The organism is Actinokineospora bangkokensis (assembly GCF_001940455.1).
Taxonomy (GTDB): Bacteria; Actinomycetota; Actinomycetes; order Mycobacteriales; family Pseudonocardiaceae; genus Actinokineospora; species Actinokineospora bangkokensis.
Genome location: NZ_MKQR01000009.1, coordinates 314,869 through 339,668, shown reverse-complemented (window position 1 = coordinate 339,668; position 24,800 = coordinate 314,869). Strand labels below are relative to the sequence as shown.

The window sequence follows — 24,800 nt, the reverse complement described above, 5'->3', positions numbered from 1 at the left end:
GGTCGGCCGCACCCGCCCGCCCCTTCGGTACGGTTCTGAGGTGCCAGAGACCACCGGCCCGCGGGGCGACGTGCTCGACGCGGTCATCGAGCTCGCGATCGACCACGCCGACCTGGAGGACTACCTGCGGGCGGTGCTCACCGAGGTCGCGGGTGGGCTGGGCGTGGACACCGCGAGCGTGCTGCTGCGCGACCCCGGGCACCAGGCGCTGCGGGTGCGCGCGGCGGTGGGCATCGAGCAGGAGGTCAGCCAGGGCGTCACGGTGCCGATCGGCGCGGGGTTCGCGGGCCGGGTGGCCGAGCGCCGCAGCCCGGTGGTGCTGCACCAGGTGGACCAGACCACGGTGGTGAACCCGCTGCTGTGGCGCTCCGGGCTGCGCGTGCTGGCCGGGGTGCCGCTGGTGGCCCGCGACGAGCTGGTCGGGGTGCTGCACGTGGGCGCCCGCACGCCCCGGGAGTTCAGCGGCGCCGAGGTCGACCTGCTCGCCTCGGTGGCCGACCGGATGGCCCTGGTGGTGCAGGCCGAGGTGTCGCAGGCGCAGCTGGCCGCGGCCACGCTGCTCCAGCAGAGCCTGCTGCCGTCGAGCTTCCCGCCGGTGGCCGGGTTCACCTTCGACGCCCGGTACGTGCCCGGCACCGGCAGCGCGGTCGGCGGCGACTGGTACGACGTGTTCACCCTGCCCGGCGGCAGGCTGGGCCTGGCGATCGGGGACGTGGCGGGCCACGGGCTGCCGTCCGCGGTGGTCATGGGGCGGTTGCGCAGCGCGCTGCGGGCCTACGCGCTGGAGCACGACGACCCGGCCGAGGTGCTGACCCGGCTGGCGCGCAAGTCCTCGCACTTCGAGCCGAACGCCATGGCCACGGTGATCTACGGCGTGGTCGACATCGGCACGGCCCGGTTGGCGCTGTCCTGCGCGGGCCACCTGCCGCCGGTGCTGGCGGTGCCCGGCGAACCGGCCACCCTGCTGCCGGTGCCCACCGACCTGCCGATCGGGCTGGGCCTGCAGGCCGACCGCCGCCGCCGCGCCCTGGTGGTCGACCTGCCTGACCAAGCGGTGCTCGCTTTCTGCACCGACGGGCTCGTCGAGCGCCGCACCGAGCCGCTGGACCTCGGCCTGGCGGCGCTGACCGGCGCGGTCGAGCACGGCCCACCCGCGGCGGTGTGCGCGAACGTCATGGACACCCTCATCGGTGCCCAGCCGCACGGCGACGACGTGGCGCTGCTGGTCGTCGGGCACGACCGGACCCCTGCCACCCCCTGATCCGCGGTGGACCCCCCACCGGGCACCGCCGCGAGATGTGACAATCCCACCACGTCCGTCTCATCGTCGGAGAGGGGATCAGCAGTGGTGGGGAAGATCAACAGGCGTGCGGCGCTCACCCTCGGGGGTGCGGCGCTGCTCGGGGCCGCGGCGGGTGTCGGCGCGGCCACCCCGGCCTCGGCGGCGAGCGCGTGGGTGCGCCTGCCGCTGGTCACGGCCAACATCGGCCGCAAGAACCTGGCCGCCCGCGGGCCCGCGATCCGCGACGTGCGCGCCGCCGACGACACCCGCCCGCTGGTGGGCTGGCAGGAGATCAGCGAGGGCGACAGCGGTGAGCCCGCGCTGATCGAGCAGCACTTCGGCAGCGCCTACCGCAACACCTTCCTGCGCCACGACACCGCCTTCCGCGTGCCCATCTCGGTGCCCGCGCCGTGGGTCGTGGTCGACACCAAGCCCACCTTCGTCCACGGCGGCATCGCGGGCGTCAGCCCGCCGCGGTGGATCACCGAGGTGGTGGTGCGCCACGAGACCATCCCGGGGCTCCAGTTCGCCGTCATCAACACCCACTACATCGCCGGGGCGTACAACGGCGCCCAGAACCCGGACCTGCGCGACGAGTGGAACCTGCACAAGCAGACCCACCGGGACCGCGTGATCGCCCAGCACCAGCAGGGCAGGCTCGTGTTCTGGACCGCCGACACCAACAACCCCGGCTACGACAAGGCGACCGGCCAGGACGCCGAGCGCAAGGCGTTCGGCTCGGGCATCGACCGCATCGACTGGCTGCCCCCGGGCAACGGCAGCGTGCAGGTGGAACTGCTCAACACCAAGTCCGTGGCGATGGATGTCGACGGCCACGACGCCCGCGTGGCGATCTTCCGCGTCCGCACCGCCTGACCCGCAGCGCGGTCCTGGTTCCCCAGTGCCGCGGTGGTGGTCCGACCGGGGCCCGGTGGGGTTTCCCCTACCGGGGCACCCCGGGTATTCCCGCATTCAACTATCGGGCGCTCCCCTCGGGCGGGAGGGCTCAGCCCACCGATAAGCGGGCGCGATTCGACCAGAGTTCTCCCTGTCAGCAACGGGCACCAGCAGGGGAGAACACCATGAACACCCTCGACACCATCATCACCACCCACCGCCCCGCCCTGCTCGCCTACACCACCCGCCTGCTCAACGGCGACACCCACCACGCAGAAGACGTCCTCCAGGAAACCTGGCTCCGCGCCTGGCGCAACCTCGACAAGCTCACCGACACCCGCGGCTCCGTCCGCGGCTGGCTCATGCGCGTCGCCCACAACATCGCCATCGACCACCACCGCGCCCGCACCGCCCGCCCCACCGAGGTCACCATGCCCGACAACGACCCCACCAGCACCCCCGCCCACACCGACGACATCCTCGACCGCATGGTCGTCGAAACCGCCCTCGACACCCTCCCCCACACCCACCGCCAAACCCTCATCGAGATCTACTGGGCCGACCGCACCACCACCGCCACCGCCACCGTCCTGCAGATCCCCGTCGGCACCGTCAAAAGCCGCGTCCACAACGCCCTGCGCACCCTCCGCGACACCGCACCCGCCCTCACCGCCGCCTGACCGGGCCGGTCAGGCGGCCGTGAGCGGCGATCACCGGCTGACGACGCGGATGGTCTTCAGCTCCGAGTCGGTCGGGTCCGGCAGGTACATCCCGGCGCGGCGGCCGCTGACCACGTAGTCGACGACCGGCTGGGTGATGACCTCGCCCGGCAGCGCGGCGGGCACGCCCGGCGGGTACGGGCTGATCGTCTCCGCGCAGACGCGCCCCACCGCCTCCTGGGCGGGCACGTGCTCGGCGTCGGAGTAGAACGCCTCGCGCGGCAGCATCGCCTGCTCCAGTTCCAACTCCCCCGGCTCGGGGACGTCCACCCGCTCGGCCCTGGGCAGCTCCCGCGCGTGCTCCGCGAGGTCGACCACGGCGTCGACCAGGCGGGAGACGGTGCCGTCGTCGTCGGCGACGGTGATCTGCGCGGCCATCCGGCGGTGGTCGGACAGGCCGACGTCGACCCGGTGGTGCTCGCGCAGCCAGTCGGCGGCGTCGTAGCCGGAGATGCCCAGCTCGGACAGGTCCATGACGATCTTGAGCGGGTCGTGGTCGTCGGCCTTGCCCGGCCCCACCACGTCCTCCCGGCTGACCACCGTGACGACCTCGCCCAGCCGCTTGCGGGCGTCGGCGTCGAGCGCGATGGCCCTGTCCAGCAGCTCGTGGCCGTGCTCGACCATCTGCCTGCGCCAGCCGTCGAGGCCCGCGTAGACCAGCGACGAGGGGCTGGTGGTGTCCAGCAGGTCGGCGCGCATGCTCAGCACGGCCGGGTCCACCCGGTCGCCCTGCAGGTGGTAGACCGAGCCCTGCTCCAGGCCCGCGCCCATCTTGTGCACGCTGGTGACGCACAGGTCGGCGCCCGCGTCCATCGCCCACGACGGCAGCTCCGGGTGGAACGGCAGGTGCGCGCCCCACGCCTCGTCGACGATGAGCGGTCGGTCGCGCTCGTGGCACACCTCGGCCACCTCGCGGATCGCCGCGCAAGTGCCGTAGTCGGTAGGGGTGATGAGCAGCATGCCCTTGGCCTCGGGCGCGCGGTCGAAGGCCGCGGCGACCTCCTCGGCCCCGGGCGGGTAGGCCCACTGCCAGCGCGCGTCCCACCGGGGGTGCACCCACACCGGCTCGACACCGCTGATGATCAGCCCGGCGATCACCGACTTGTGCGCGTTGCGCGAGACCAGCACCTTGTCCCCGGGCCGCGCGACGGTGATCAGGCACGTCTTGACCGACAGCGAGCTGCCGCAGGTGGAGAAGAACGCGTGGTCGGCGTCGACCGCGTCGGCCATCAGGGCCATGGCCTCGGACAGCACGCCCTTGCCCATGGCGCGGTCGTCCAGGCCGTTCATCATGATGACGTCGGAGCGGAACACGTCGCCGCCGAGCACCTGGAGCACGCGGGGGTCGACCCCGCGACCCTGCTTGTGCCCGGGCGGGATGAACGGCAGGTGCCCCTCCTCCTTGAAGTCGGCGAGGGCCTGCAGAACCGGTGCGCGTGAGTGGTCCATGTTCCCCGTGTAGCCGGTCGCGCGAAAGTGAAACACCGCGCCACCGGACGGGCGGGGTGGCTCAGCCGTCGCGGGGCTGCTCGGACAGGAACCGCTCGAACTCCGCCGCCAGCTCGTCCGCGCTGGGCACCCGCTCGCCGTCGGTGAGCAGGTTGCCCGGGCTGCTGGCGTAGGCGTCGTACTGCTGCTCCAGCGCCTGCACCAGCTGCGCGACGTCCTCGGACTCCGACACCTGCCGGGCGATCTCCGCCTCGACCCTGGTGGCGGACTCCTGCATCGCCTCCAGGCCGAACACCAGCCCGGTGCCCGCCATCAGCGCCTCCGCCAGCTTCACCGCGGCGGTGGGGTAGGTGGTCTGGGCGAGGTAGTGCGGGACGAAGGCGGTGTAGCCGAGCGCGTCGTGGCCCGCCTCGCCCAGGCGGTACTCCAGCAGCGCCGACAGGTGCCCGGGCACCTGCACCCGGCTGAACGGCGAGGTGCCGGTCACCAGCTCCTGCCGGGTGGCGTGCGAGATGACGGTGAGGTCGCGGGTGTGCGGCACGCCCATCGGGATGCCGTGCATGCCCACGGCCAGCCGCACGCCCCACCGCTCGACCAGCGACCGCACCGCGCGGATGACCCGCTCCCAGCCCCGGTCCGGCTCGGGGCCGGTGAGCAGCAGGAACGGCGTGCCCAGCGAGTCGTGCAGCAGGTGCACCACCAGCTCGGGGGCGGCGTAGGCGGTCCACCGGTCGGTCTCGAAGGTCATCGGCGGGCGGCGCGCGCGGTAGTCGAGCAGGTCGTCGACGTCGAACCGGGCGACCACCCGGTGCTCCAGGGTCTCCAGCAGGTGCGCCACGACGACCGCGCCCGCGGACCCCGCGTCCATGAAGCCGTCGAAGTGGTGCAGGAGCACGACCCCGTCCAGGTCCGGGACGTCGGAGTCGACCTCCACCACGTCCTCCGGGTCCAGCGCCACCGCGTACCTCCCAGTCGATCTCGGTTTTGTCCTGCGAACGCCCGTGCCCGCCAGCCTATTCCCCGCCGCTCACGCCGCGTCCCCGGCCGGTGGCGCCGCGCGGCGGAGCCCGGCCACGAGGAAGCGCACCAGCTTGCGGGCGTCGTAGGCGCCCGGGCCACCCGAGCTCGCGCACAGCCCGCCGACGCCGCGCATCAGCTCGTAGGCCCTGACGTCCTCGCGCAGCTCGTCCGAGGCCGCCTCGACCAGCTCGGTGCACACGGGCACGAGCCGGTCGAGGAAGTAGGAGTGCAGCGGGTCGAAGCACGGGTCGTCGGACTGCAACACCGAGGCCAGGCCCTGCTTGGTGACCACGAAGTCGACGAACGCCTCCAGCCAGCGGGCCAGCGCGGCGTACCCGGTGGCGGACTCGGCGAGCAGGGCGGGCCCGGCCTCGGCCAGCACCTCGACCTGGTGGCGGTAGACGCCGACGATCAGGTCGGCCCGGGTCGGGAAGTGCCGGTAGATCGTCGCCGTGCCGACCCCGGCGCGGGCGGCGATGTCGCGGATCGGGGCCTGCACCCCGGCCTCGACGAACACCGACGCCGCGGCCCTGAGCAGGGCCTCCTTGTTGCGCCGCGCGTCGGCGCGGCGCGGCTCGCGCCCCTGCGCCCGGTCGTCCACCACCGCGAACCCTCCCGCCACCCAGCCAAGCGGGACAACGTCCCACTTGTTAACCGGGACGCTGTTCCGTATCGTCAAACGGGACGCCGTCCCGCTTGACCATGGTGCCAGACCGCGCACCCCGCCGGGACCGCCGATCGCCGGAAGGACCTCCCCCGTGATCATCTCCGTGAAGCCGCTCGCCCTGCGCGCCCCCGACCCGGTCGGCACCCAGGCGCGCGGCACCGACCTGCTGGTGCGGGTCAGCGCGCCCGCCACCGGTCGGGACCTGCCCGTCGTCGTGTTCTCGCACGGCTTCGGCTCCTCCCTCGACGGCTACGGCCCGCTCACCGACCACTGGGCCGAGCAGGGGTTCGTCGTCGTGCAGCCGACCCACCTCGACTCCCGCACCCTCGCCACCCCGCAGGACGACCCCCGGACCCCGCTGATCTGGCGCCACCGGGTCGCCGACGTGCGCGCGGTGCTGGACCAGCTCGACGCCGTCGAGGCCGCGGTGCCGGGGTTGGGCGGGCGGGTCGACCGCGAGCGGGTCGCCGTGGCGGGCCACTCCTTCGGCGGGCAGACCGCGGGGACCCTGCTCGGCCTGCGGGTCGTCGACCCGGTCAGCGGGGACGGCGAGGACCTGTCCGACCCGCGCGTGCGGGCCGGGGTCCTGTTCGCCACCGCGGGTAGGGGCGGGGCCGACCTGAGCCCGTTCGCCGCCAAACACTTCCCCTTCATGAACCCCGACTTCACGCACATGCGCACCCCCGCGCTGGTGGTGGCCGGCGACGCGGACGACTCCCCGCTGACGCTGCGCGGTCCGGACTGGATGACCGACCCGTACGCGCTCAGCCCGGGCCGCAAGAGCCTGCTGACGCTGTTCGGCGCGGAGCACTCCCTCGGCGGCATCCCCGGCTACGAGGTCGCGGAGACCACCGACGCGCACCCGGGCCGCGTGGCGTTGCAGCAGCGGCTGACCACGGCCTTCCTGCGCGACGCGCTCGGCGTCGACGGCGGGGCGTGGGACCTGGCGCGCAAGGAGCTCGACGCCGACCCCGACCCGCTGGGCAGGCTGGAGTCCAAGCTGGACCCCAGCTGAGGACGGGCCCTAGGTCAGCCGGGAGCGCCGTCGACGGTCAGGTGGACGCGCTCGTCGTGGAAGGCGACCATCCCGGCGATCTTGGCGCTCTCCGGCAGGGTCGTGCGGTAGCCCCAGAGGACGTCCCGGTGCAGGGTGCCGCCGACCTCGACGGACCAGTAGTCGGCGGTGCCCTTGTACGGGCAGCTCGTGCGCAGCGCGGACGGCCGCAGGAGGTCCTGGCGCACGTCGGTGAGCGGCAGGTAGTACCGCGGCGGCAACCCCGTCTCGTACAGGATCACCGGCCGCGTGGAGTCGGCGACCAGCACGCCGCCGAGCTCCACCCGCACGCGGCGGCTGCTGGCCAGCGCGTCGATCCGCTTGTACGGGTCGCGCGGGTGCACCGAGACGGGCTCGTCCTCCTCGAACCACTGGTCCACCGCCGCCCACTCGACGCGCACCAGGTCACGCAGCTCCGCCACGGGCGGGTCGAGGTAGCGCACCGCCGCCCGGGGCGCGGTCAGCCCACCAGCGCGCAGGTCGTGGACGGCGGCGCGGCCCCGGCCGGTGGGCAGCACCTCGCCGGTGGGGACCAGCTCGGCCCGCACGTCCTCGACCGGCACGTAGTAGGTGGGGTAGCGCGTCCACTCCCACACCAGGACCGGGCGCAGGGTGTCGACCACCAACTGCCCACCGAGGAACGCCCGCACCCGCTTGCGCCCCTGCTCGACCCGGATCACACCGTCCCGCGACTCGTCCACCCGGTCACGCTACTGCCGCCGGGGCTCGCGCAGGGAACGGCGCACGGGGTCCTCGAACACCGCGGCGATGCGGGCGTAGCCGCGCTCGTTGGGGTGGAAGAAGTCCTCGGCCAGGCTGCCCCGCCAGGACCCCAGCGCGCCGCCGCGCATCTCCGCGACGCGCAGCCGCCCGGCGGCGGCCTCCCGGTCGAGGACGGCGTTGATCTCCTGCGCCTCGGTGACGCCCTGCGGGAGCGTCGCGATGACCGCGTCGCACCCGGGGAGGCGGTCGAGGACGGCGCGGAACTCGTCCGGGGCCCCGCGCCTGCGCTTGCGCAGCAGCATGTCGTTGGCGCCGACCATCAGCGTCACCAGCCGGGGCCGCACGCCCAGGTCGTGCAGGCGGGGCAGCTGGTCGGTGAGCACGTCACCGATGCGGGCACCGGTGACCGACAGGTTGAGCACGGCCACGCCGTCGAGCCGGTCGCGCAGCTGCGCGACCCAGCCGCCGGAGATGTCGGCGGCCCCGATGCCCTGGCTCATCGAGTCCCCGAGCGCCACCCACAGCGGCTCACCGGAGGCCAGCGCGCGCTCGTTCTCCCGCTCCCAGGCGCGGGCGAACGGTTCCTTCTGCGCCCGCACCCGGCCGATGCCCGGGATCACGATCGCCGCGTAGTCCAAGAACCCCCGGCGCTTGCGCGCCCCGCCACCAGTCTCCACAGTGCCCACAGACTACCCGCGCCCACAGCCCACCCGGGCCCACAGCCCACCTGCGGGGCCGCCGCGCGGCGGCCCCGCAGGTCGTCGCCGTCAGTCCAGGCAGAACTCGTTGCCCTCGGGGTCGGCCATGACGATGAACCCGTGGCTCAGCGGCGGGGCGGGCTCGTCGCGGCGCAGCCGGGTGGCGCCGATCGCGACCAGGCGCTCGCACTCGAGCTCCAGCGCCGCCATCCGCTCGTCGCCGCGCAGCCCCGGGGCCGCGCGGACGTCGAGGTGCACCCGGTTCTTGCCCGCCTTGTCCTCGGGCACCTGCTGGAAGAACAGCCGGGGGCCGCGGCCGTCCGGGTCCTGCACGGCCGAGCTGGTGTTGCGCTGGTCCTGCGGCACGTTCGCCCGGTCGAGGAACTCGTCCCACGCCGCCAGCGGGTCGGCGCCCTCGGGCAGCTCCACCCCGGGCGGGCCCGGGTGGACGTAGCCCAGCGCGTCGCGCCAGAAGCACGACAGGGCGTGCGGGTCGTGGGCGTCGAAGGTGATCTGCACCTCGCGGCTCATCGGTTCTCCTCGTCGTTGCGGACTGCGCGGCCACCCTGCCACAGCTCGCGGACACCTACTGTCCGCGAGCCGGGCTGTCCCGCCGAGCCGTGCTGTCCGCCGACGGGGTCAGGCCAGGCGCACGTCCACCGGCACGGCCGCGCCCAGGGTGTGCCCGACCGGGGAGGTGGCCACGACCTTCTCGTGCAGGGCCGCCACCTGCTCCGGGGACGCGCCGGTGCCCAGCCGCACGGTGGCGGTGATGCCGTCGAACCCGGCGTGGCCCTCGGCCAGCCCCAGGAAGACCCGCAGGTCGACGTCGCCGCGCACGTCCACCGACAGCGACTCCAGCTCGATGCCCGCCACCGTGGCGTTGGCCGCGTAACCGACGGCGAGGCAGTTGCCGAGCGCGGCCAGCAGCTGCTCCACCGGGTTGGGGGCGCTGTCCCCACCACCGAGGGCGGGCGGCTCGTCGGAGGCCACCGGGTCGAACCGGCGCACCCTGGCCGCGGAGCGGAACCCGCCCTCCCAGGTGACGTGCGCCGCCCAGGTCGTGCGGGCCTGGGCGGGGTCGGCGCGGACGGCCTCGACGAGTGCGCCGACCGCCGCGATGTCGACGGCGTTGAGCTGCTGGGCGGACGCGGTCACCGGTACCTCCTGGGTGGGCTTGGCCGCCCGGGTGGGCAGGCCGCGGCCTTGAGCGTGCCGACGTCGCGCGGCGGGCGGCAACGGTGTCCGCACTGTGGAAGGGCTTGCGCCGCCATCCGTCCGTTGTGGACAGGATCGGCGGGTGGGACGCGGACGTCCTGGCTTGACAGCGACCCCCGGCGTCCGGATCATGGGTGGTGCGAAGGGGAGTACCCCCCGGCCGCGGGTCGTCAGTACGGTGGATCCACATCCGCCCGGCCTCGGCGCCGCCTCGGGCGGTGGGGAGACCTTCGGTCATCGACCGGAGGAGAGCCCTGTGCGCAAGACCATCGTCGCCCTCACCACCGCCGCGGGCCTGGTGCTGCTGTCCGCGTGCGGCAGCCTGCAGGAGGCCGCGGACACCGCGACCCAGGTCAACCAGTCCCTGACCACCGCCCAGGTCTGCCTGGACGCGGTGAACGCCGTGGACTTCACCCCGGACGTCGACCCGCAGCAGGCGCTGGAGCAGACCCAGAACGCCGCCGAGAAGCTGTCCGGCCTCGCGGGCCAAGCCGCCGACACCACGGTCAACGAGGCGATCGACCGCCTGGCCGCCACCCTGGACTCGGTCACCCTCGACGACCTGGCGAGCCCGGTGGACTGGCTCCGCCAGAAGACCGACCAGGCCAACGCCCTCCTCCAGGCCTGCTCCGGCACCTCGTGACCCACCCCCACCCCGACGTGGGGCGACAGCGCGCGGGCGACCCGACCGCCACTCCCCCGGCACCTCACCCGCCGTGCAGGGCGCGCGCGGTCGGGGTGCCCGAGATGCCCGCCACCGGACCCTCGTAGATGACCCGCCCGCCGTGCCTGCCCGGCCCCGGCCCCAGGTCGATGAGCCAGTCGGCACGGCGCACCACATCGGTGTTGTGCTCGATGACCACCGCGGTGTGCCCGTCGGCGATGAGGTCGTCCACGGCGGCCAGCAGGGTGTCGACGTCGCGCAGGTGCAGGCCGGTGGTGGGCTCGTCGAGCACGTGCAGCGCGGGGCCGGTCGTCCCGCGCAGCTCCTTGGCGATCTTCACCCGCTGGCACTCGCCCCCCGAGAGCGTCGACAGCGGCCTGCCCAGGCCGAGGTGCCCCAGCCCCACCCGGGCGAGGTGGTGCAGCGCGCCGGTGATGGCGGGGTCCTGGAACCGGTCGATGGCCTCGGCGATGGTGAGTTCGTCCACGTCCGCGATCGACAGGCCGTCCACGGTCAGCGCCAGCACCTCGGGGGTGAAGCGGCGCCCGTGGCAGGCCTCGCACTCGGTCTCCTGGCCTTCGAGGAAGGCGAGGTCCACGTACCGGACGCCCGCCCCCTTGCACTCCTGGCAGGCGCCCGCCGAGTTCGCGCTGAACAGGCCCGCGGGCACGCCGTTGCGCTTGGCGAACAGCTTGCGGATGGCGGGCGCGACGCCGGTGTAGGTGATGGGGGTCGAGCGGCGGTTGGCGCTCACCGGCCGCTGGTCGACCACCACCGCGTCGTGCCGGGCCACGAGTTCCGCGGCCAGGCTCGACTTGCCCGACCCCGCCACACCGGTCAGCACCGTCATCACCCCGGTGGGGATGCGGGCGGTGACGTTGCGGAGGTTGTTGCGCGTGGCGCCCTCGACGGTGATCCACCCCGTCGGCGTGCGCGGGGCGCCGGTGGTGGGGCGCGGCTCGGTGAGGGTCGCCGCCGTCGGGGTGCCCGCCCGCAGCAGGTCCGCGTACGGGCCCTGGAACACCAGCCGCCCACCCGCGTCCCCGGCGGACGGGCCGATCTCGACGACCTGGTCCGCCGCGGCCATCACCACCGGGTCGTGCTCGACGACCAGCACGGTGTTCCCCTTGTCCCGCAACCGCTCCAGCAGCGCCACCACCGCGGGCACGTCCTGCGCGTGCAGGCCCGCGGTGGGCTCGTCGAACACGTACAGCAGCTGCACGAGGCTGCTGCCCAGGTGCTTGACCGTCTTCACCCGCTGCGACTCGCCGCCGGAGAGCGTGGTGGTGCCGCGCCCGAGGTGCAGGTAGCCCAGGCCGATCGCCACCATGGCGTCGAGCCGGTCCTTGAGCAGCCCCACGACCGGCGCCACCGCGGGTTCGGTGATCCCGGTGACGAACCCGGCCAGCTCGCTGATCTCCACGCGGGCCAGTTCCCCGATCGTGCGCCCCAGCAGCGTCGCCGACCGGCTGGCCGCGTTGAGGCGGTCGCCCGCGCACTCCGGGCAGGTCGACGACCGGGTGAACCGGGCCAGGGCCTCCTTCTTGCGGTCGGACAGGTTGTCGGTGGTGCGCAGGTAGACGCGCTCGAAGCGCTCCACCACGCCCTCGTAGTCCGACTTGGCGCCGAGGGCCGCGGCGCGCTCGCCGCCGTGCAGCAGGGCTTGGCGCTCGTCCTCGGTCCAGTCCCGCAGGGGTGTGGTCGCCTCGAACGCGCCGATGTCGGCGTACTGGGAGTACCAGTAGCCGCCGTTGCCGAACCCCGGCAGCAGGATCGCGCCACCCGCCAGCGACCTGTCCAGGTCCAGGAAGCGGTCGACGGCGCTGGTGACCACCTCGCCGAGCCCCGAGCAGGTCGGGCACATCCCCGCGGGCTCGTTGAAGGAGAAGTGGTTCGACTCCCCGACGTGCGGGGTGGCTACCCGGGAGAACAGCAGCCGCAGGTAGGTCCAGGCGTCGGTGGCGGTGCCTACGGTGGAGCGGGCGTTGCCGCCCAGGCGCCGCTGGTCGACGACCACCACCGGCGACAGGCCCTCGACCCGGTCGACCCGCGGCCGGGTCCACTTCGGCAACCGGTTGCGGGTGAACGGCGGGAACGTCTCGGTGAGCTGGTACCCGGCCTCGGCGGCGATGGTGTCGAACACCAGCGACGACTTGCCCGACCCCGACACGCCCACGAACACCACCACCGCGCCCCGGGGCAGGTCGAGGTCCAGGCCCGCGAGGTTGTGGGTGCGGGCGCCGCGGATGCTGATCTTCTCCATGGCGGTCTTCTGCATGACGGCGAAGCTAGGACCAGACGTGGCCACAAAGTGTCCGCGTCCTGGTGCACACTCGGGGCGTGGCCGACGTGATGGGACGGGTGCTGGCCCTGCTCGCGGTGTTGCAGACGGGCCGGGCGTTCTCGGGCGCGGAGCTGGCGACCCGGCTGTCGGTGACCCCGCGCACGCTGCGCCGGGACGTGGACCGGTTGCGCGGCTACGGGTACCCGGTCGAGACCCAGCCGGGGCCGGGCGGGTACTACCGGCTCGCGGCGGGCCGCGCCCTGCCCCCGCTCCTGCTCGACGACGACGAGGCCGTCGCCACCCTGCTCGCCCTCGCCACCCTCGCCGCGACCGGGACGGCGGTCGAGGGCAGCCTGGACGACGCGGCGGCCCGCGCGCACGGCAAGGTCGACCAGTACCTGCCCAAGCGGCTGCGCCCCCGGGCCGCGGCCCTGCGCGGGGCGCTGGAGGCCGAGCGGACCCCGGCGCCCAGCACGAACGTGGCGGCCGTCGGCGCCCTGGCGGACGCCATCCACGCCGGGCACGTCGTGTCCTTCGACTACACCTCGGTGTCCGGGCGGAGCAGCCGCCGCCGGGTCGAGCCGCACCGGCAGCTGCACCGGCACCTGCGCTGGTACCTGCTCGGTTGGGACACCGACCGGCAGGACTGGCGGGTCTTCCGCACCGACCGCGTCAGCGGCGTCGCGGACACCGGGCGCGGGTTCACCCCGCGCCCCCTGCCCGCCGACAGCGGCATCGACTACCTGCGCGCGGGGTTGAACAAGGAGCGGACGCGCGTGGTGCTGACCGTCGAGGCCCCGGTGGAGCGGGTCGCGGACGCCCTGCGCCACCAGGACGTCGAGCTGACCAGCCTCGGGGCCCGGCGGACGCGGGCGGTGCTGCGCCTGGACTCGTGGCAGTGGTTGCTGCTCCCCCTGGCGTTCCTCGACGCGGACTTCTCCGTCGACGAGCCCGCCGAGTTCCGGGCCGCCTGCGCCGCGTTCGGGGCGCGCCTGACCCCCGGGCGCGACGGGCGGTCAGGTGCGGGCGGCTGAGGCCAGTTCGTCGACGTCGAGCTGTTCGAGCACCTTGCGCAGCACCTCGTCGTCCAGCCTGCCCTCGCGGTTCTCCCGCAGCACGACCGCGCGCTGGGTGGCCAGGACCTCGCGGCGAAAGGCGCCCATCCTGGCGCGGACGTCGGCGCCCTCCTCCTCGGTCGACAGGGACGCGGCGGCCTTGGCGAAGCGGTCGCGGTTGTCCATCATCCACTCGACCTTGCGCCGCAGCCGCTCGGCCTGCTCGGGGCCGACGCCGGGGGCGGTGAGCTTGGCCTCGACCAGCTCGCGCAGGCGGTCCTGCACGGCGTGGCGGGCCACCTCGCGCGCGGCCTCCTCCTCCGCGCGGTCGCGGGCGGCCTCACCGGGGTCGCGGACGCCGAGGAAGCGGATGAGCGGTGGCAGGGTCAGGCCCTGGACGAGCACGGTGCCGACCGCCACGGCGAAGGCGCAGAGCTGGATCTCCTCGCGCCCCGGTGTGCCCTCGGGGACGCCCGCGGCCGCGGCGAGGGTGACGACGCCGCGCATGCCCGTCCAGGACACCACCGCCACCGACTGCCAGGGCGGTCTGCGCCGGTCGCGGCCGGACAGGCGGGCGGCCAGCGGCAGCGCGGTGAACAGGAACACCGCCGGGATGCGCAGGAACATCACCGCCAGCAGCACCACGCCCGCGGTGACGGCGAGCAGCAGGTTGTCCTCGCCCGCGGCGTCCGCGCCTTCCAGGACCACCGGCAGCTGCAAGCCCATCAGCGCGAAGACGAACCCCTCCAGCACGACGTCGATGGCCGACCAGACGGTGCGGTCCTGCATCCGGGTGGCGGCCGAGGCGTAGAGGGAGCGGTGGCCGATGCACAGGCCCGCGGTGACCACCGCCAGCACGCCCGAGCCGCTGAACCCCGGGCCGAACGGGTGCAGGTGCTCGGCGGCGAGGTAGGCCGCGAACGGGACGAAGATGCCGAACGCGGACTCGACCAGCGGGTCGTCGAGCCGGGCGCGGACCACCGTCACCACCACGCCGATCGCCAGGCCCACCGCGATGCCGAGCACGGCGGCCACCGCGAACACGGCCAGCCCGTGCGGCAGGGTCGCCGCGGTGCCCGCGACGGCGGCCAGCGCGACCTTGTACAGGGTCAGCGCGGCGGCGTCGTTGACCAGGCTCTCCCCGGTGAGGATCGACATCACCTGGCGCGGCAGGCCCAGCTTGCGGCCGATGGCCACCGCTGTCACCGCGTCCGGCGGGGACACCACCGCGCCGAGCACCAGCGCCGAGGCCCACGGCATCCCCGGGAGCAGCAGGCGCACCACGAACGCGGTGGCGAACGCGGTCAGCACGACCAGCACCACGCCCAGCGAGATGATCGGGCGCAGGTTGGCCTTGAAGTGCGCGACCGAGCTGTCCACCGAGGTCGAGTACAGCAGCGGCGGCAGCACGGCGGTGAGGATCAGCTCCGGTTCCAGGTCGACCCTGGGCACCCCGGGGACCGCCGCCACGGCCAGCGCCACCACGGTGATCAGCAGCGGCGCCGACAGCTCGAAGCGCCGCGCGACCGCGGTCAGGCCCAGCGAGCCCGCCAGGACGCACAGCAGCACCAGGGTCTCCACAGCACACTCCCTCCACACGCGACGGCCCCAGTCTCGCACCGCGCCACGACAACCCCGACCGCGCCCGCGCCGGACGCGCGTCACCCGGACGGGCGGACCTGGGAACGGCGCGTGGTCGGCCGTTGCGACAAGCAGGTGGTCGAGGTGGACCTTCTTCCAGCATCGCCGCGCCCACCCTCCCGCCGCCGCGCGCCCCCGGGCGATGGTGGTCCGGACCAGTCAAGCGACCCGGTGCCCGACCGGTGAACGGGGAGCAGAGCGTGCCGCGCATCGTCCACCAGCTGTCCCGCAACGAGCACTTCGCGCCGCCCCTGCCCGGTGTCCGGGAGGCGGTCATCCACGCCGCCGACCACCCGAACCTGGCCCTCGACGCGCTCGCCGACGGGCTCACCGGCGCCATCGCCGACCACCTCGCCGTGCCCGCCGCCGACGTGGTCGTCGGCGCCGGTTCCGGCGCGGTCCTCCAGCAGCTGCTGGACGCGGTCGCGGGCCCCGGCGGGGAGGTCGTGCACGCCGTCCCGGCGTCGTGGGGGTATCCGAGGATGATCCGGAACTCCGGCGCCACCCCCGTCCCGGTCCCCCTGGCCGACGGGTACGCCACCGACGTCGAGGCGCTGGCCGCCGCCGTCACGCCGCGCACGGCGGCGGTGCTGCTGTCCAACCCGAACGACCCCACGGGATCGGTGCTGGACCACGACCGGCTGCGCGGGCTGCTCGACGCGCTGCCGGAGCACGTGCTGCTCATCGTGGACGAGGCGTACCGGGAGTTCGCGGACCGGGCCGAGGTCGCCGACGCGGTGGCGCTGCGCGGCGTGGACGACCGGGTGGTCGTCGTGCGCACGTTCTCCCAGTCGCACGGCCTGCTGGGGTTGCGCGTGGGGTACCTGGTCGCGGCCGAGCCGGTGGCGGCCCGGGTGCGGGAGACGACGCCGTTCTACCGGGTGAGCACGGTCGCCCAGGCGGCGGCCGCGGCGGCGCTGGCCGCCGAGGAGCAGATGCGCGCCCAGTGCGCGGCCGTCCGCGTCGAGCGCGACCGGGTGCGGGCGGCCCTGCTCGACCGGGGGCTGCCCGTGCCGCCCAGCGCGGGCAACTACCTCTGGCTGCCCCTCGGCGACCGCAGCGCCGACCTGGTGCGCCACCTGGCGGACAACGGCGTGGCCGTGAGCGAGGTGGACGGCATGGGCGTGCGGGTCACGGTGGGCACGCGCGAGGCCAACGACGCGGCGATCGCGTTGATCTCCGAGCACACCCGCCGGGGCCTGTCCCCCGCCGCCGAGGCCACCGTCACCCGCCTGCGCGAGGCGCTGCACCGGGCGTGGCCGGAGCACACCGACCCGGTGCTGGGCATCTCCCGGTACGCCCTGCTCACCCCGGGCAAGCTGCTGCGCCCGCTGCTGCTCGCCGCCGCGGCGGGGGCCGTGGGCGGCGCGGTCGAGCGGGTCGTGCCCGCCGCCCTGGCCGTGGAGTACCTGCACGTCGGGTCGCTGGTGCACGACGACGTGATCGACGGCGACGACACCCGGCGGGGCAAGCCGTCGGTGCAGCACCGCTTCGGCGTCCCGGACGCGATCGCCACCGGGGACGCGCTGATGCTGCGCACCTTCGGCTCGGTGGCCGAGTGCGTCCAGCGCGGCGTGCCCGAGGCCGCCGCGCTGGCCGCCGTGCGGGAGATCTCCGCCGCCGGTGTCGACGTCTGCCGCGGCCAGGCGCTGGAGGGCGCGATGGCCGCCGACCCGGACCGGCCGCTGGCCGACTACCTCGCGATGATCGCGCTGAAGACGGGCGCGCTGTTCCGCGGCGCGTGCCGGGCGGGCGCGCTGCTCGGCGGCGCGGCCCCGGAGGTCGTCGACGCGATCGGCCGGTACGCCGACCACCTTGGCCTGGCGTTCCAGATGCACGACGACCTGCTCCCCTACCTGTCGGACTCGGCCACCGCGGGCAAGTCGGCGCTGAGCGACCTGCGCAACCTGCGGCCGACCTACCCCGTGCTGCTGGCGCACGAGACCGGCACCGCGGAGCAGCGGGCCAGGGTCGCGGCGGCGCTGAGCGGCACCCTGCCCCCGGAGCAGGCCTACCCGCAGCTGCGGGACGTGCTCGACGAGACGGGCGCGGTGAAGCGCGCCGTTGAGCACGCCGAGGCGGAGGTGGCGCTGGCCAAGTCCTACTTGGACGGTCTGGGGCCCAACCAGCACACGGCGGTCCTGGCCGAGGTGGCGGACCTGTCGGTCGACCGGAGGCGGTAGCGGTGTCGGTGCGGTTGACCGCGCACGTGCAGACGTGGCGCCCCTACACCCTCCCCTACCCCGGGTTCGTCGGCCTGGCGGGTGCCGCGATCGCGGGGGGCACGCCGGGGCCCGCGCACTTCGCCGCCGCGGCCGTGGTGCCGGTGCTGGTGTGGTTGGGCGGGCACTACCTGGGTGACTGGTTCGACCGGGAGCTGGACGCGATCGAGAAGCCGCAGCGCCCCATCCCGTCCGGCCGCCTCAGCCCGCGCGCCGCGCTGATCTCCGCGGTGGTGTGCGAGGTGGGCGCCGCGGTGGTGGCGCTCGCGGTCGACTGGCGGGTGCTGGTGCTGCTCGCGCTGGGCGTGGTGGGCATCGCCGCGTACAGCAGGGTGTGCAAGGGGCGTGGCATCTCCGGGAACCTCGTGCGCGGCGCGTTGACGGCCTTGGCCGTGCTGTGCGGGGCGACGTGCGTCCCCGGCGGGCAGGTGTGGGTGGCGGTGCCGTTCGCCTTGGTCTTCCTCCTGCACGACACCGCGTCGAACCTCGTCGGTGCTGTGCGCGACGTCGGGGGCGACCAGGCGGGCGGCTACCGGTCGGTGCCCGTCCGGCGGGGTGTCGCTTATGGAGCGAGGCTCGCCCAGTCCCTCTACGGTTCGGCGTTGGCCACTGCCGCTGCTTGCGTCCTGCTGCCGCTGCACGAGCGCACGTCCTACCTGGTGCTGCTGATCGCGGCCACCGCCATGGGCGCGTGGGTGTTCGGTGGGCTGCTCTCGCAGGGCGACGGCATCACCCGTGAATCGGCATTGCGCGCGCACGAAGTGCTGGTGGCAGAACGCCTGGTGCTGGCCTGCGCTGTCACCGCCGCGGGTGCGGGGGCGGCGTTCGCCGTGACCGTCCTGGTGCCGGTGCTGGTGTTCAGCGTGCTCACCCAGAACGCGATGCGCTCCACCCACGAGATCCCCCCGGCCGAACCGCGGAAGGTGACTGCACCATGACCAGCTCCAACACCGGCCCCGCCACGACCGATGTGGACGTGGTGGTGAGCGGGGCGGGGGTGGCCGGGCTATCGGCCGCGCACGCGCTCGGTGGCCTCGGGCTGCGCGTCCTCGTGCTGGACAAGCAGCGCGAGGTGCGGCCCATCCCCAAGGGCGAGCTGCTGCAACCCGGCGCCACCGGCGTCCTGCGCGACTGGGACGTCGCACCGGGGCTGGGGTCCAGGGGCGCACTGAGGCTGTCCGGGCTCGTGGCGCGGGACAGCGCGGGCGAGGCGTTGATGACGATGGACTACACGACGCTCGGGACGGACCGGCCGTGGCTGCTGGTGCACGACTACCACGTGATCCTGGACGCCCTGGCCCGCACGCTGCCGCCGTCGGTGGAGCTGCGGCGCGGTGCCGTCGTGCGGAACCTGCTCGACGGCCCCGTGGCGGGGGTGCGCGTTGACGACGGCGACGTGTCCGCGCGCCTCGTGGTGGCGGCGGACGGCGTGTCCTCGCGCCTGCGCCGCGACGCCGGGATCGGGTTCGACCGCGTCGACTACCCGCACCGGCTCGCCGCGTTCGAGCTCGTCGACCAACCGCTCACCGATGACGTCTCCACCTACGCCACCTCGCGCGGTCTGGCGATGCGCTACTCCCTGCCCGGAGGGCGTGCCCGGCTCTACGTCCAGATCGGACCGGACGAGCTGCGGGGTGTCTCCGACGCGGGCGGCTGGGTGGACGGCGTGATCCGCGACGTCCCGGCCTTCGCCCCGTTGCGCGACGCCATCGTCCACGCCTGGCCGACGCGGCAGGTGCTGCCGGTCGGGCGCGCCCTGGCGAAGACCCTGACCTCGGGGCGCCTCGTGCTGATCGGTGAGAGCGCGCACGCGGTGCACCCCGCCGCGGGCCAGGGCATGAACAGCTCGATCATCGACGCCGCGAGCCTGGCGGCGCACCTGTCCGACGGCGACCTGTCCGACGGCGCGCTCCTGCCGCGGCTGCGCGTGTGGAGCGGCGAGCGCAGGCAGGCGCTGGAGCACGTCGGCACCACCAGCCACAACGCCACCCGCATGATCACCGACCGGTCGCCGCTCGGCCGGGCGCTGGGCCGCCGCGCGCTGCGCAAGACCGGCGGCAACCGCAGGCTGAGCTTCACCATCATGCACAACATGGCGGGCCTGGGCAGGCACCCGCTGACCCCGCTCGACCGCCTGCACCAGCTCGGGATCCTGCCGGACCCGCGGGGCGGGCGGATCCCGAGCTGGGCGCGGTCGTGACCGGGGTGTCAGGCCCGGCACTCCACCACGAGCAGGCCCCCGTCCCAGCGCCGGGGGACGGCGGTGGCGAAGCCCGCCTCGGCGGCCAGGGCCAGGAAGTCCGCCTCCGACCGCTCCCGGCCGCCGAGCAGGGCCAGCGATTGCAGGTCGAAGGAGGAGTTGTTCTTGGCGTGCTCCTGGCCCGCGAGCACCTCCACCACCAGCACCCGGCCCCCGCCGACCACCTCCGCGGCCCGGCGCAGGATGCGCGCGGCGTCCTCGTCGCCCCAGTCGGTGAGCACCCGGGAGATCACGTAGGTGTCGTAGCCCGCGGGCAGCGGGTCGAAGAAGCTGCCGGGCACGAACCGCGCCCGGTCCGCCAGACCGGCCTCCGCGAGGTGGGCGGTGGCCTCGGGCTCCACGGCGGGCAGGTCGAGGACGCCGCCGCCCAGGTGCGGGTTGGCGGCGAGCACGTCGACCAGCAGCGCCCCGATGCCGCCGCCGACGTCGAGCACGCGCTCGTCGCCGGACCAGTCGAGGTCGGCGGCCACCACCGGCCCGGTCTGCCAGGCGTGCGCGGCCATGACCTGCCCGAAGAACAGCCGCAGGCCCTCGTCGGCGCTGTAGTCGTCCCAGAACGGCACGCCGTGCACCTGCCCGTAGGCGGAGCGGCCGGTGCGCACGGAGTGCGCCATGCCCGCGTAGGCCAGGTCCATCTTCGCCCCGGGGCCCTCGCTGTCGAGCCAACGGCGCGCGGCGGCGTGGTCGTCGCGCAGCAGCACCCGGGACACCTCGGTCAGCGCGTAGCTGCCCGGCCGCGGCTCGGCCAGGAAGCCGATGCCGGTCAGGTGGCCGAGCAGCCTGCGCAGCGCGTCCCGGTCGGCGCCCGCGGCCGCCGCGAGCGCCGCCAGGTCGGTGGTGCCCGCCTCGACCAGCTCGGGCAGCCGCAGCGCCACCGCCACCCGGACCGCGAACGGGGTCGCCAGGTCGACCATCCTGGCCAACTCCTGCTGTGCCGACATACCGGTGCAATCCTCTCGTCGCCGGGGAAATGCCTCTGATCCGATGCTGGCAGCCCGCCGGGGAGCGGGAAAGGGCGCGCTCGGCGCTTCCGGATGAAAGTCCACCACGCCCCAGGCGTGGTGTTCAGCGACAGCAGTGGAGGAGTGCAATGGCAATCCAGGTCAACCCGATCTCGGGCGCGCTCGGCGCGGAGGTCCGCGGCGTCGACCTCGCCGCGGTGGACGACGAGGTCTTCACCGAGCTGCACGACCTGCTCGTGCGCCACCTCGTCCTGTTCTTCCCCGAGGCGGGCGGGCTGTCCCCCGCGGCGCACGAGGCGTTCGGCAGCCGCTTCGGCGCCTTGGAGGTCCACCCCTTCCTGCCCAAGCTGCCCGGCCACGACCACATCGTCGTCCTGGACTCCGACCAGGGCGCCCGCGCCGACGTCTGGCACACCGACGTCACCTACGTCCAGAGCCCGCCCATCGCCTCGGTCCTCCAGCTCACCCGCACCCCGGTGGCGGGCGGCGACACGATGTGGAGCAACCAGCACCTGGCGTACGAGGCCCTGTCCGCGCCCATGAAGGAATTGCTGGAAGGGACCACCGCCGCCCACGTCTTCGCCCACCCCCACGGCAGTTTCCGCAGCGAGGCAGAACACCCGGTCGTGCGCGTGCACCCGGTGACGGGCCGCAAGAGCCTGTACGTCAACCGCATGTTCACCCGCCGCATCCTCCAACTGAGCAAGGGCGAGAGCGACGCCGTCCTCTCGCACTTGTTCGAGCTGTCGGAAAGCCCACAGCGCACGTGCCGATACCGCTGGGTGGAAGGCGCGGTGGCCATGTGGGACAACCGGGCCACCCAGCACTACGCGGTCAACGATTACGCGGGCAGGCGAGTGGGCCAGCGCGTGACGGTCATGGGCGACGAACCCCGCGGTGCTGAACCCCGGTGGGAGCGTTTCGCGGAACCGGGCATGGCCGCCACCACCGTGAAGGAGTAGCGGCTCGGAAAAGGCGGGAAGTGTGGAGGCGGGGACGGAGCGATGGGACTGCGGCCCCCGCCTTCCCGCTGACTGCGCAACTCCCCGTGCGCATTTCGGTGGTTGATGCCAGCTGCGGCCCCCGGCGCGACTGCGGGTCGCGCCTGGTCGTCTACTCCCGGTTGCGGGGCCCGAGGACGACGGGGTAGGTGCGCGGGGCGTGGACGTGGACGCTGCGGCGGAAGGTCAGGTCGTCCTCGTCCGCGGCGGAGCGCAACCGCGGGTAGCGGTGGAACAGGGCGGACAAGCCGATCTCGCCCTCCAAGCGCACCAGGGCCGCACCCAGGCAGCGGTGGATGCCATGGCCGAAGGCGAGGTGGCCGGTGGTGTCGCGGTCCGGGTCGCACTGGTCGGCGGCGGGGTAGCGGGCGGGGTCGCGGTTGGCGCCGCCGGTGGAGAGCATCACCGAGTCGCCCCGCCTGATGGGCACACCGCCGATGACCAGGTCCTCGGTGGCGAAGCGCAGGGAGGCGTTCATGGCCGGGGAGAGCCAGCGCAGCAGTTCCTCCACCAGCACCGCGGCACTGGCGGGGGTGGCCAGCCGGTCGATCAGGGCCGGGGCGGCGAGCAGCGCGCGCACGCCGTTGGTCAGGAAGACCGCCGTGGTCTCGTGGCCCGCCATGAGCAGCAGCATGGCCATCGCGACGATCTCCAGGTCGGTCAGCCGGTCGCCCTCGTCGGAGGCGGTGATCAGCGCCGAGAGCAGGGCGTCGTCCGGGGCCGCGCGCTTGGCCGCGACCAGGCCCTCCAGGTAGGTCGCCATCTGCGCCGAGGCCCTGGCCAGCTCCTCGTCGGGGCACTCGTCGATGAGGACGGTGGACAGCCGGGCGAACTCGTCGCGGTCGATGTCGGGGACGCCGAGCAGCTCGCAGATGACCACCATGGGCAGCACGATCGCGTAGCGGGCCACCAGGTCGAGGGGTTCGTCCTCGGGCAGCCCCGCCAGCAGGTCCTCGGCCACGGCGAGCACGCGCGGGCGCAGTTCGGCGACGCGGCGGGCGGTGAAGGCCTGGGTGACCAGGGCGCGCAGGCGGGTGTGCTCGGGCGGGTCGAGCGAGGTCAGCATGTGCGACATCGGCGCGGGCAGGGCGTGCGGGGTGGTGGCGCGCTCGTGCTCGGGCAGGGCGGAGCGGTGGTCCTTGGCCAACCGCGGGTCGACCAGGCCAGCGCGGACGTCGGCGTACCGGGTGACCAGCCAGGTGCGGCCACCCTCGAAGTCGACGGCGCGCACCGGTTCGTGCTCGCGCGCCCACGCCAGCGCGGCGTGCGGATCGCGCCAGTATTCCTCGGTGAAGCTCTCCGCGCGGGTCACCTGGCGACCTCCCGGTAGCGGCCCAGTGCGCGCAGGGCCATGCCCTGCGTGAAGGCCGGGTTGGCGTAGCGGCTGACGAACCGGACGTACTCGTGCACGCTCTCGGCGGGCCACCCGTCCGGCGTGCGGCGGGCCAGCAGCCACTCCACCCCCGGTCGCACCCCCGCCGGGTCCGCGCCCGCGGCGAGCAGCGAGGCGATGGCCCAGCCGGTCTCCTCGACGGTGCCCGGCGCGCCGAGCCCGTCGCCCCACGACCCGTCGGGCAGCCGGGTGCGCTCCAGCCACGCGGCGGCCCGGCGCGCCGTCGGGCCCGCCGCCTGGCCGACGCGGGTGAAGGTCTCCAGGACGGCGGCCGTGGCCATGGTGTGGTGGCGGTACCAGACGGACTCGAACGTCCCGTCCGCCGCCTGCACCCGCGCCAGCCACCGCAACGCCCGGCGCACCCGCGGGTCGTCGGCGGGCACCCCGGCGTCGAGCAGCGCGTCAACGGCTTGGACGGTGGTCATGGGGCACGGGCCGCTGTTGGCGACCTTGGTGTTGCGCACGCACAGCCCCCACGAGCCGCGGGAGTCCTGCACGCGGGTCAGCCACTCGACGCCCGCGGCGACGGCACCGGCTTGGGCGTCGCCGGGCAGCCTGCTCAGCACCGACAGGATCTCCCCCGTCTCCAGGGTCGATGGCCACCCCTCGGTGCCCGCCCAGCCCCAGTAGCCGGGCGGGCAGCCGAAGGCGAGGAACGGCTTGTGCTGCTGGAGGCGGACGAACAGCTCGCGTGAGGCCACGAGCCGGGGATCGTCGGCGTAGCCGACCTCGATGAGCCCCCGCACCGCGTACATCGACCACGCCGCGTCGAGCGGGCCGGTCTGCCACCAGCCGTCCGGGTGCATCGAGCGGCGGAACCAGCCCACGGCCGCGGCCACCATGTCCTCGGCCAGGCCCGCGCGCGCCAGCCCGGTGCAGACCAGCCCGGTGACCCAGGCGTTCTCGCACCAGGCGCCGGTGGACCCCTCGTGCTCGTAGACCTGGCGCACGACTTCCAGGGCCTTCGGCTCGCCCCAGCGGGCCAGCGCGCGGTGCAGGCGGTTGAGCGGCTTGTGCCGCGCCTGGGCCAGGCCGAGCGCGGACGCCATGGGCAGGCGCAGGTCGAACAGCTTGCGGTAGAGGCCGGGGAAGCGCGCCAGCTCCAGCGGGAAGCGGCGCATCTCCCGGGGGTCCAGCCAGCCGACGAACCCGTAGTACTGCCTGCACCAGGCGACGACCTCGGGGTGCGGGATCGCGTCCAGGCCACCGAAGTCGGCCATCCAGCGCTGCCCCGACGCGACCGGGCCGGCGCTGCCGCCGGGGTCGACCAGGTGCAGGACGGCGGAGGCGACGGCGGTCGGCCCCGCCTCGCTGGCCAGGCCGGGCACCATGGCCCAGCCGCCGTCGGGGTTCTGGGTGCGGCGCAGCCACCCCGCGCCCGCCGCGATGAGGTCGGCGCTGCCGCCCGGGTCCGCGAAGTGCAGCGCCGACACCGCGCCGACCGTGCCCAGGGTGGAGGTGAGGTTGTCCTCGCTGTAGTCGAACACGCCGTCGGGGCGCTGGGCGCGGAACAGGGCCTCGGCGCCCTCCGCCACCGCCCTGTCGAGCGCGTCCACCTGCACCGGTGCCATGCGGAGCCGTCCTCTCGGGG

At 74.4% G+C, this 24,800-nt stretch carries 22 protein-coding genes; 10 read left to right on the top strand and 12 right to left on the bottom strand.

From position 1 onward, the window contains the following. Window positions 1–40: 40 nt before the first annotated feature. The 3 genes from BJP25_RS09795 to BJP25_RS09785 all read left to right on the top strand — a co-directional run bounded on the left by BJP25_RS09795 (window position 41) and on the right by BJP25_RS09785 (window position 2,859). A complete protein-coding gene (locus BJP25_RS09795; protein WP_075974511.1) occupies window positions 41–1,261 on the top strand; it encodes a PP2C family protein-serine/threonine phosphatase in 1,221 nt (406 codons plus the stop codon). Window positions 1,262–1,348: 87 nt separating this feature from the next. After that, entirely contained in the window at window positions 1,349–2,158 is an 810-nt protein-coding gene (locus BJP25_RS09790; protein WP_143218969.1) for a hypothetical protein, read from the top strand. 206 nt (window positions 2,159–2,364) lie between these two features. After that, window positions 2,365–2,859, top strand: a complete 495-nt coding sequence (locus BJP25_RS09785; protein ID WP_075974509.1) for a sigma-70 family RNA polymerase sigma factor — start codon at window positions 2,365–2,367, stop codon at window positions 2,857–2,859. Between the two features lie 30 nt (window positions 2,860–2,889). Here the strand turns inward: BJP25_RS09785 and BJP25_RS09780 are convergent, their stop codons facing one another. The 3 genes from BJP25_RS09780 to BJP25_RS09770 form a co-directional block, all read right to left on the bottom strand. After that, window positions 2,890–4,347 carry an aminotransferase class I/II-fold pyridoxal phosphate-dependent enzyme gene (locus tag BJP25_RS09780; RefSeq protein ID WP_075974508.1) on the bottom strand — a complete coding sequence of 486 codons (1,458 nt, stop codon included), beginning with the start codon at window positions 4,345–4,347 and terminating at the stop codon, window positions 2,890–2,892. A gap of 61 nt (window positions 4,348–4,408) precedes the next feature. Further along, on the bottom strand, window positions 4,409–5,305 hold the full coding sequence (locus BJP25_RS09775; protein ID WP_075974507.1) for a proteasome assembly chaperone family protein: 897 nt from the start codon (window positions 5,303–5,305) through the stop codon (window positions 4,409–4,411). A 69-nt stretch (window positions 5,306–5,374) separates the two neighbouring features. Continuing rightward, entirely contained in the window at window positions 5,375–5,989 is a 615-nt protein-coding gene (locus tag BJP25_RS09770; RefSeq protein WP_233157986.1) for a TetR/AcrR family transcriptional regulator, read from the bottom strand. Between the two features lie 136 nt (window positions 5,990–6,125). Between BJP25_RS09770 and BJP25_RS09765 the strand changes: the two genes are divergently transcribed. Next, on the top strand, window positions 6,126–7,049 hold the full coding sequence (locus BJP25_RS09765; RefSeq protein ID WP_198943438.1) for an alpha/beta hydrolase family protein: 924 nt from the start codon (window positions 6,126–6,128) through the stop codon (window positions 7,047–7,049). A 14-nt stretch (window positions 7,050–7,063) separates the two neighbouring features. On the opposite strand, the gene BJP25_RS09760 is transcribed toward BJP25_RS09765, so the two are convergent. From BJP25_RS09760 to BJP25_RS09745, 4 genes are all read right to left on the bottom strand, one after another. Next, entirely contained in the window at window positions 7,064–7,789 is a 726-nt protein-coding gene (locus BJP25_RS09760) for a DUF427 domain-containing protein (RefSeq protein ID WP_075974506.1), read from the bottom strand. Between the two features lie 9 nt (window positions 7,790–7,798). Further along, complete coding sequence (locus BJP25_RS09755) at window positions 7,799–8,488, bottom strand: SGNH/GDSL hydrolase family protein (RefSeq protein WP_233157985.1); 690 nt, start codon at window positions 8,486–8,488, stop codon at window positions 7,799–7,801. A gap of 90 nt (window positions 8,489–8,578) precedes the next feature. Next, window positions 8,579–9,040, bottom strand: coding sequence for a VOC family protein (locus BJP25_RS09750; protein ID WP_075974504.1), 462 nt, complete (start codon window positions 9,038–9,040; stop codon window positions 8,579–8,581). A gap of 108 nt (window positions 9,041–9,148) precedes the next feature. Beyond that, on the bottom strand, window positions 9,149–9,667 hold the full coding sequence (locus BJP25_RS09745; protein WP_075974503.1) for an OsmC family protein: 519 nt from the start codon (window positions 9,665–9,667) through the stop codon (window positions 9,149–9,151). Between the two features lie 316 nt (window positions 9,668–9,983). Between BJP25_RS09745 and BJP25_RS09740 the strand changes: the two genes are divergently transcribed. Beyond that, window positions 9,984–10,370 (top strand): bacteriophage spanin2 family protein, encoded by a 387-nt coding sequence (locus BJP25_RS09740; RefSeq protein WP_075974502.1) that lies wholly within the window; start codon window positions 9,984–9,986, stop codon window positions 10,368–10,370. Between the two features lie 64 nt (window positions 10,371–10,434). Here BJP25_RS09740 and BJP25_RS09735 read toward each other — a convergent pair whose 3' ends face one another. Continuing rightward, a complete protein-coding gene (locus tag BJP25_RS09735; protein ID WP_233157984.1) occupies window positions 10,435–12,669 on the bottom strand; it encodes an ATP-binding cassette domain-containing protein in 2,235 nt (744 codons plus the stop codon). 62 nt (window positions 12,670–12,731) lie between these two features. On the opposite strand from BJP25_RS09735, the gene BJP25_RS09730 reads away from it, so the two are divergent. Continuing rightward, the gene (locus BJP25_RS09730) at window positions 12,732–13,709 is read left to right on the top strand and encodes a helix-turn-helix transcriptional regulator (RefSeq protein ID WP_075974501.1); all 978 of its coding nucleotides are present in this window, start codon (window positions 12,732–12,734) and stop codon (window positions 13,707–13,709) included. Here the strand turns inward: BJP25_RS09730 and BJP25_RS09725 are convergent. Further along, entirely contained in the window at window positions 13,692–15,311 is a 1,620-nt protein-coding gene (locus BJP25_RS09725) for a Na+/H+ antiporter (protein WP_075974500.1), read from the bottom strand. The genes BJP25_RS09730 and BJP25_RS09725 overlap by 18 nt on opposite strands. Window positions 15,312–15,571: 260 nt before the next feature. On the opposite strand from BJP25_RS09725, the gene BJP25_RS09720 reads away from it, so the two are divergent. Genes BJP25_RS09720 through BJP25_RS09710 form a run of 3 tightly spaced genes read left to right on the top strand, consistent with a single transcriptional unit; the run spans window position 15,572 to window position 19,793 of the window. Continuing rightward, the gene (locus tag BJP25_RS09720; protein ID WP_143218968.1) at window positions 15,572–17,554 is read left to right on the top strand and encodes an aminotransferase class I/II-fold pyridoxal phosphate-dependent enzyme; all 1,983 of its coding nucleotides are present in this window, start codon (window positions 15,572–15,574) and stop codon (window positions 17,552–17,554) included. 2 nt (window positions 17,555–17,556) lie between these two features. After that, window positions 17,557–18,531, top strand: coding sequence for a UbiA family prenyltransferase (locus tag BJP25_RS09715; RefSeq protein ID WP_233157983.1), 975 nt, complete (start codon window positions 17,557–17,559; stop codon window positions 18,529–18,531). Then, window positions 18,528–19,793: an FAD-dependent oxidoreductase gene (locus BJP25_RS09710; protein ID WP_075974499.1), complete on the top strand. Its 1,266-nt coding sequence runs from the start codon at window positions 18,528–18,530 to the stop codon at window positions 19,791–19,793. The genes BJP25_RS09715 and BJP25_RS09710 overlap by 4 nt, the downstream gene beginning before the upstream one ends. Window positions 19,794–19,801: 8 nt before the next feature. Here BJP25_RS09710 and BJP25_RS09705 read toward each other — a convergent pair whose 3' ends face one another. Further along, the gene (locus tag BJP25_RS09705; RefSeq protein WP_075974498.1) at window positions 19,802–20,794 is read right to left on the bottom strand and encodes a methyltransferase; all 993 of its coding nucleotides are present in this window, start codon (window positions 20,792–20,794) and stop codon (window positions 19,802–19,804) included. A 149-nt stretch (window positions 20,795–20,943) separates the two neighbouring features. On the opposite strand from BJP25_RS09705, the gene BJP25_RS09700 reads away from it, so the two are divergent. Next, the gene (locus tag BJP25_RS09700; RefSeq protein ID WP_075974497.1) at window positions 20,944–21,777 is read left to right on the top strand and encodes a TauD/TfdA dioxygenase family protein; all 834 of its coding nucleotides are present in this window, start codon (window positions 20,944–20,946) and stop codon (window positions 21,775–21,777) included. 151 nt (window positions 21,778–21,928) lie between these two features. On the opposite strand, the gene BJP25_RS09695 is transcribed toward BJP25_RS09700, so the two are convergent. Continuing rightward, a complete protein-coding gene (locus BJP25_RS09695) occupies window positions 21,929–23,128 on the bottom strand; it encodes a cytochrome P450 family protein (RefSeq protein WP_075974496.1) in 1,200 nt (399 codons plus the stop codon). Continuing rightward, on the bottom strand, window positions 23,125–24,780 hold the full coding sequence (locus BJP25_RS09690) for a prenyltransferase/squalene oxidase repeat-containing protein (RefSeq protein ID WP_075974495.1): 1,656 nt from the start codon (window positions 24,778–24,780) through the stop codon (window positions 23,125–23,127). The genes BJP25_RS09695 and BJP25_RS09690 overlap by 4 nt, the downstream gene beginning before the upstream one ends. Window positions 24,781–24,800 lie beyond the last annotated feature (20 nt).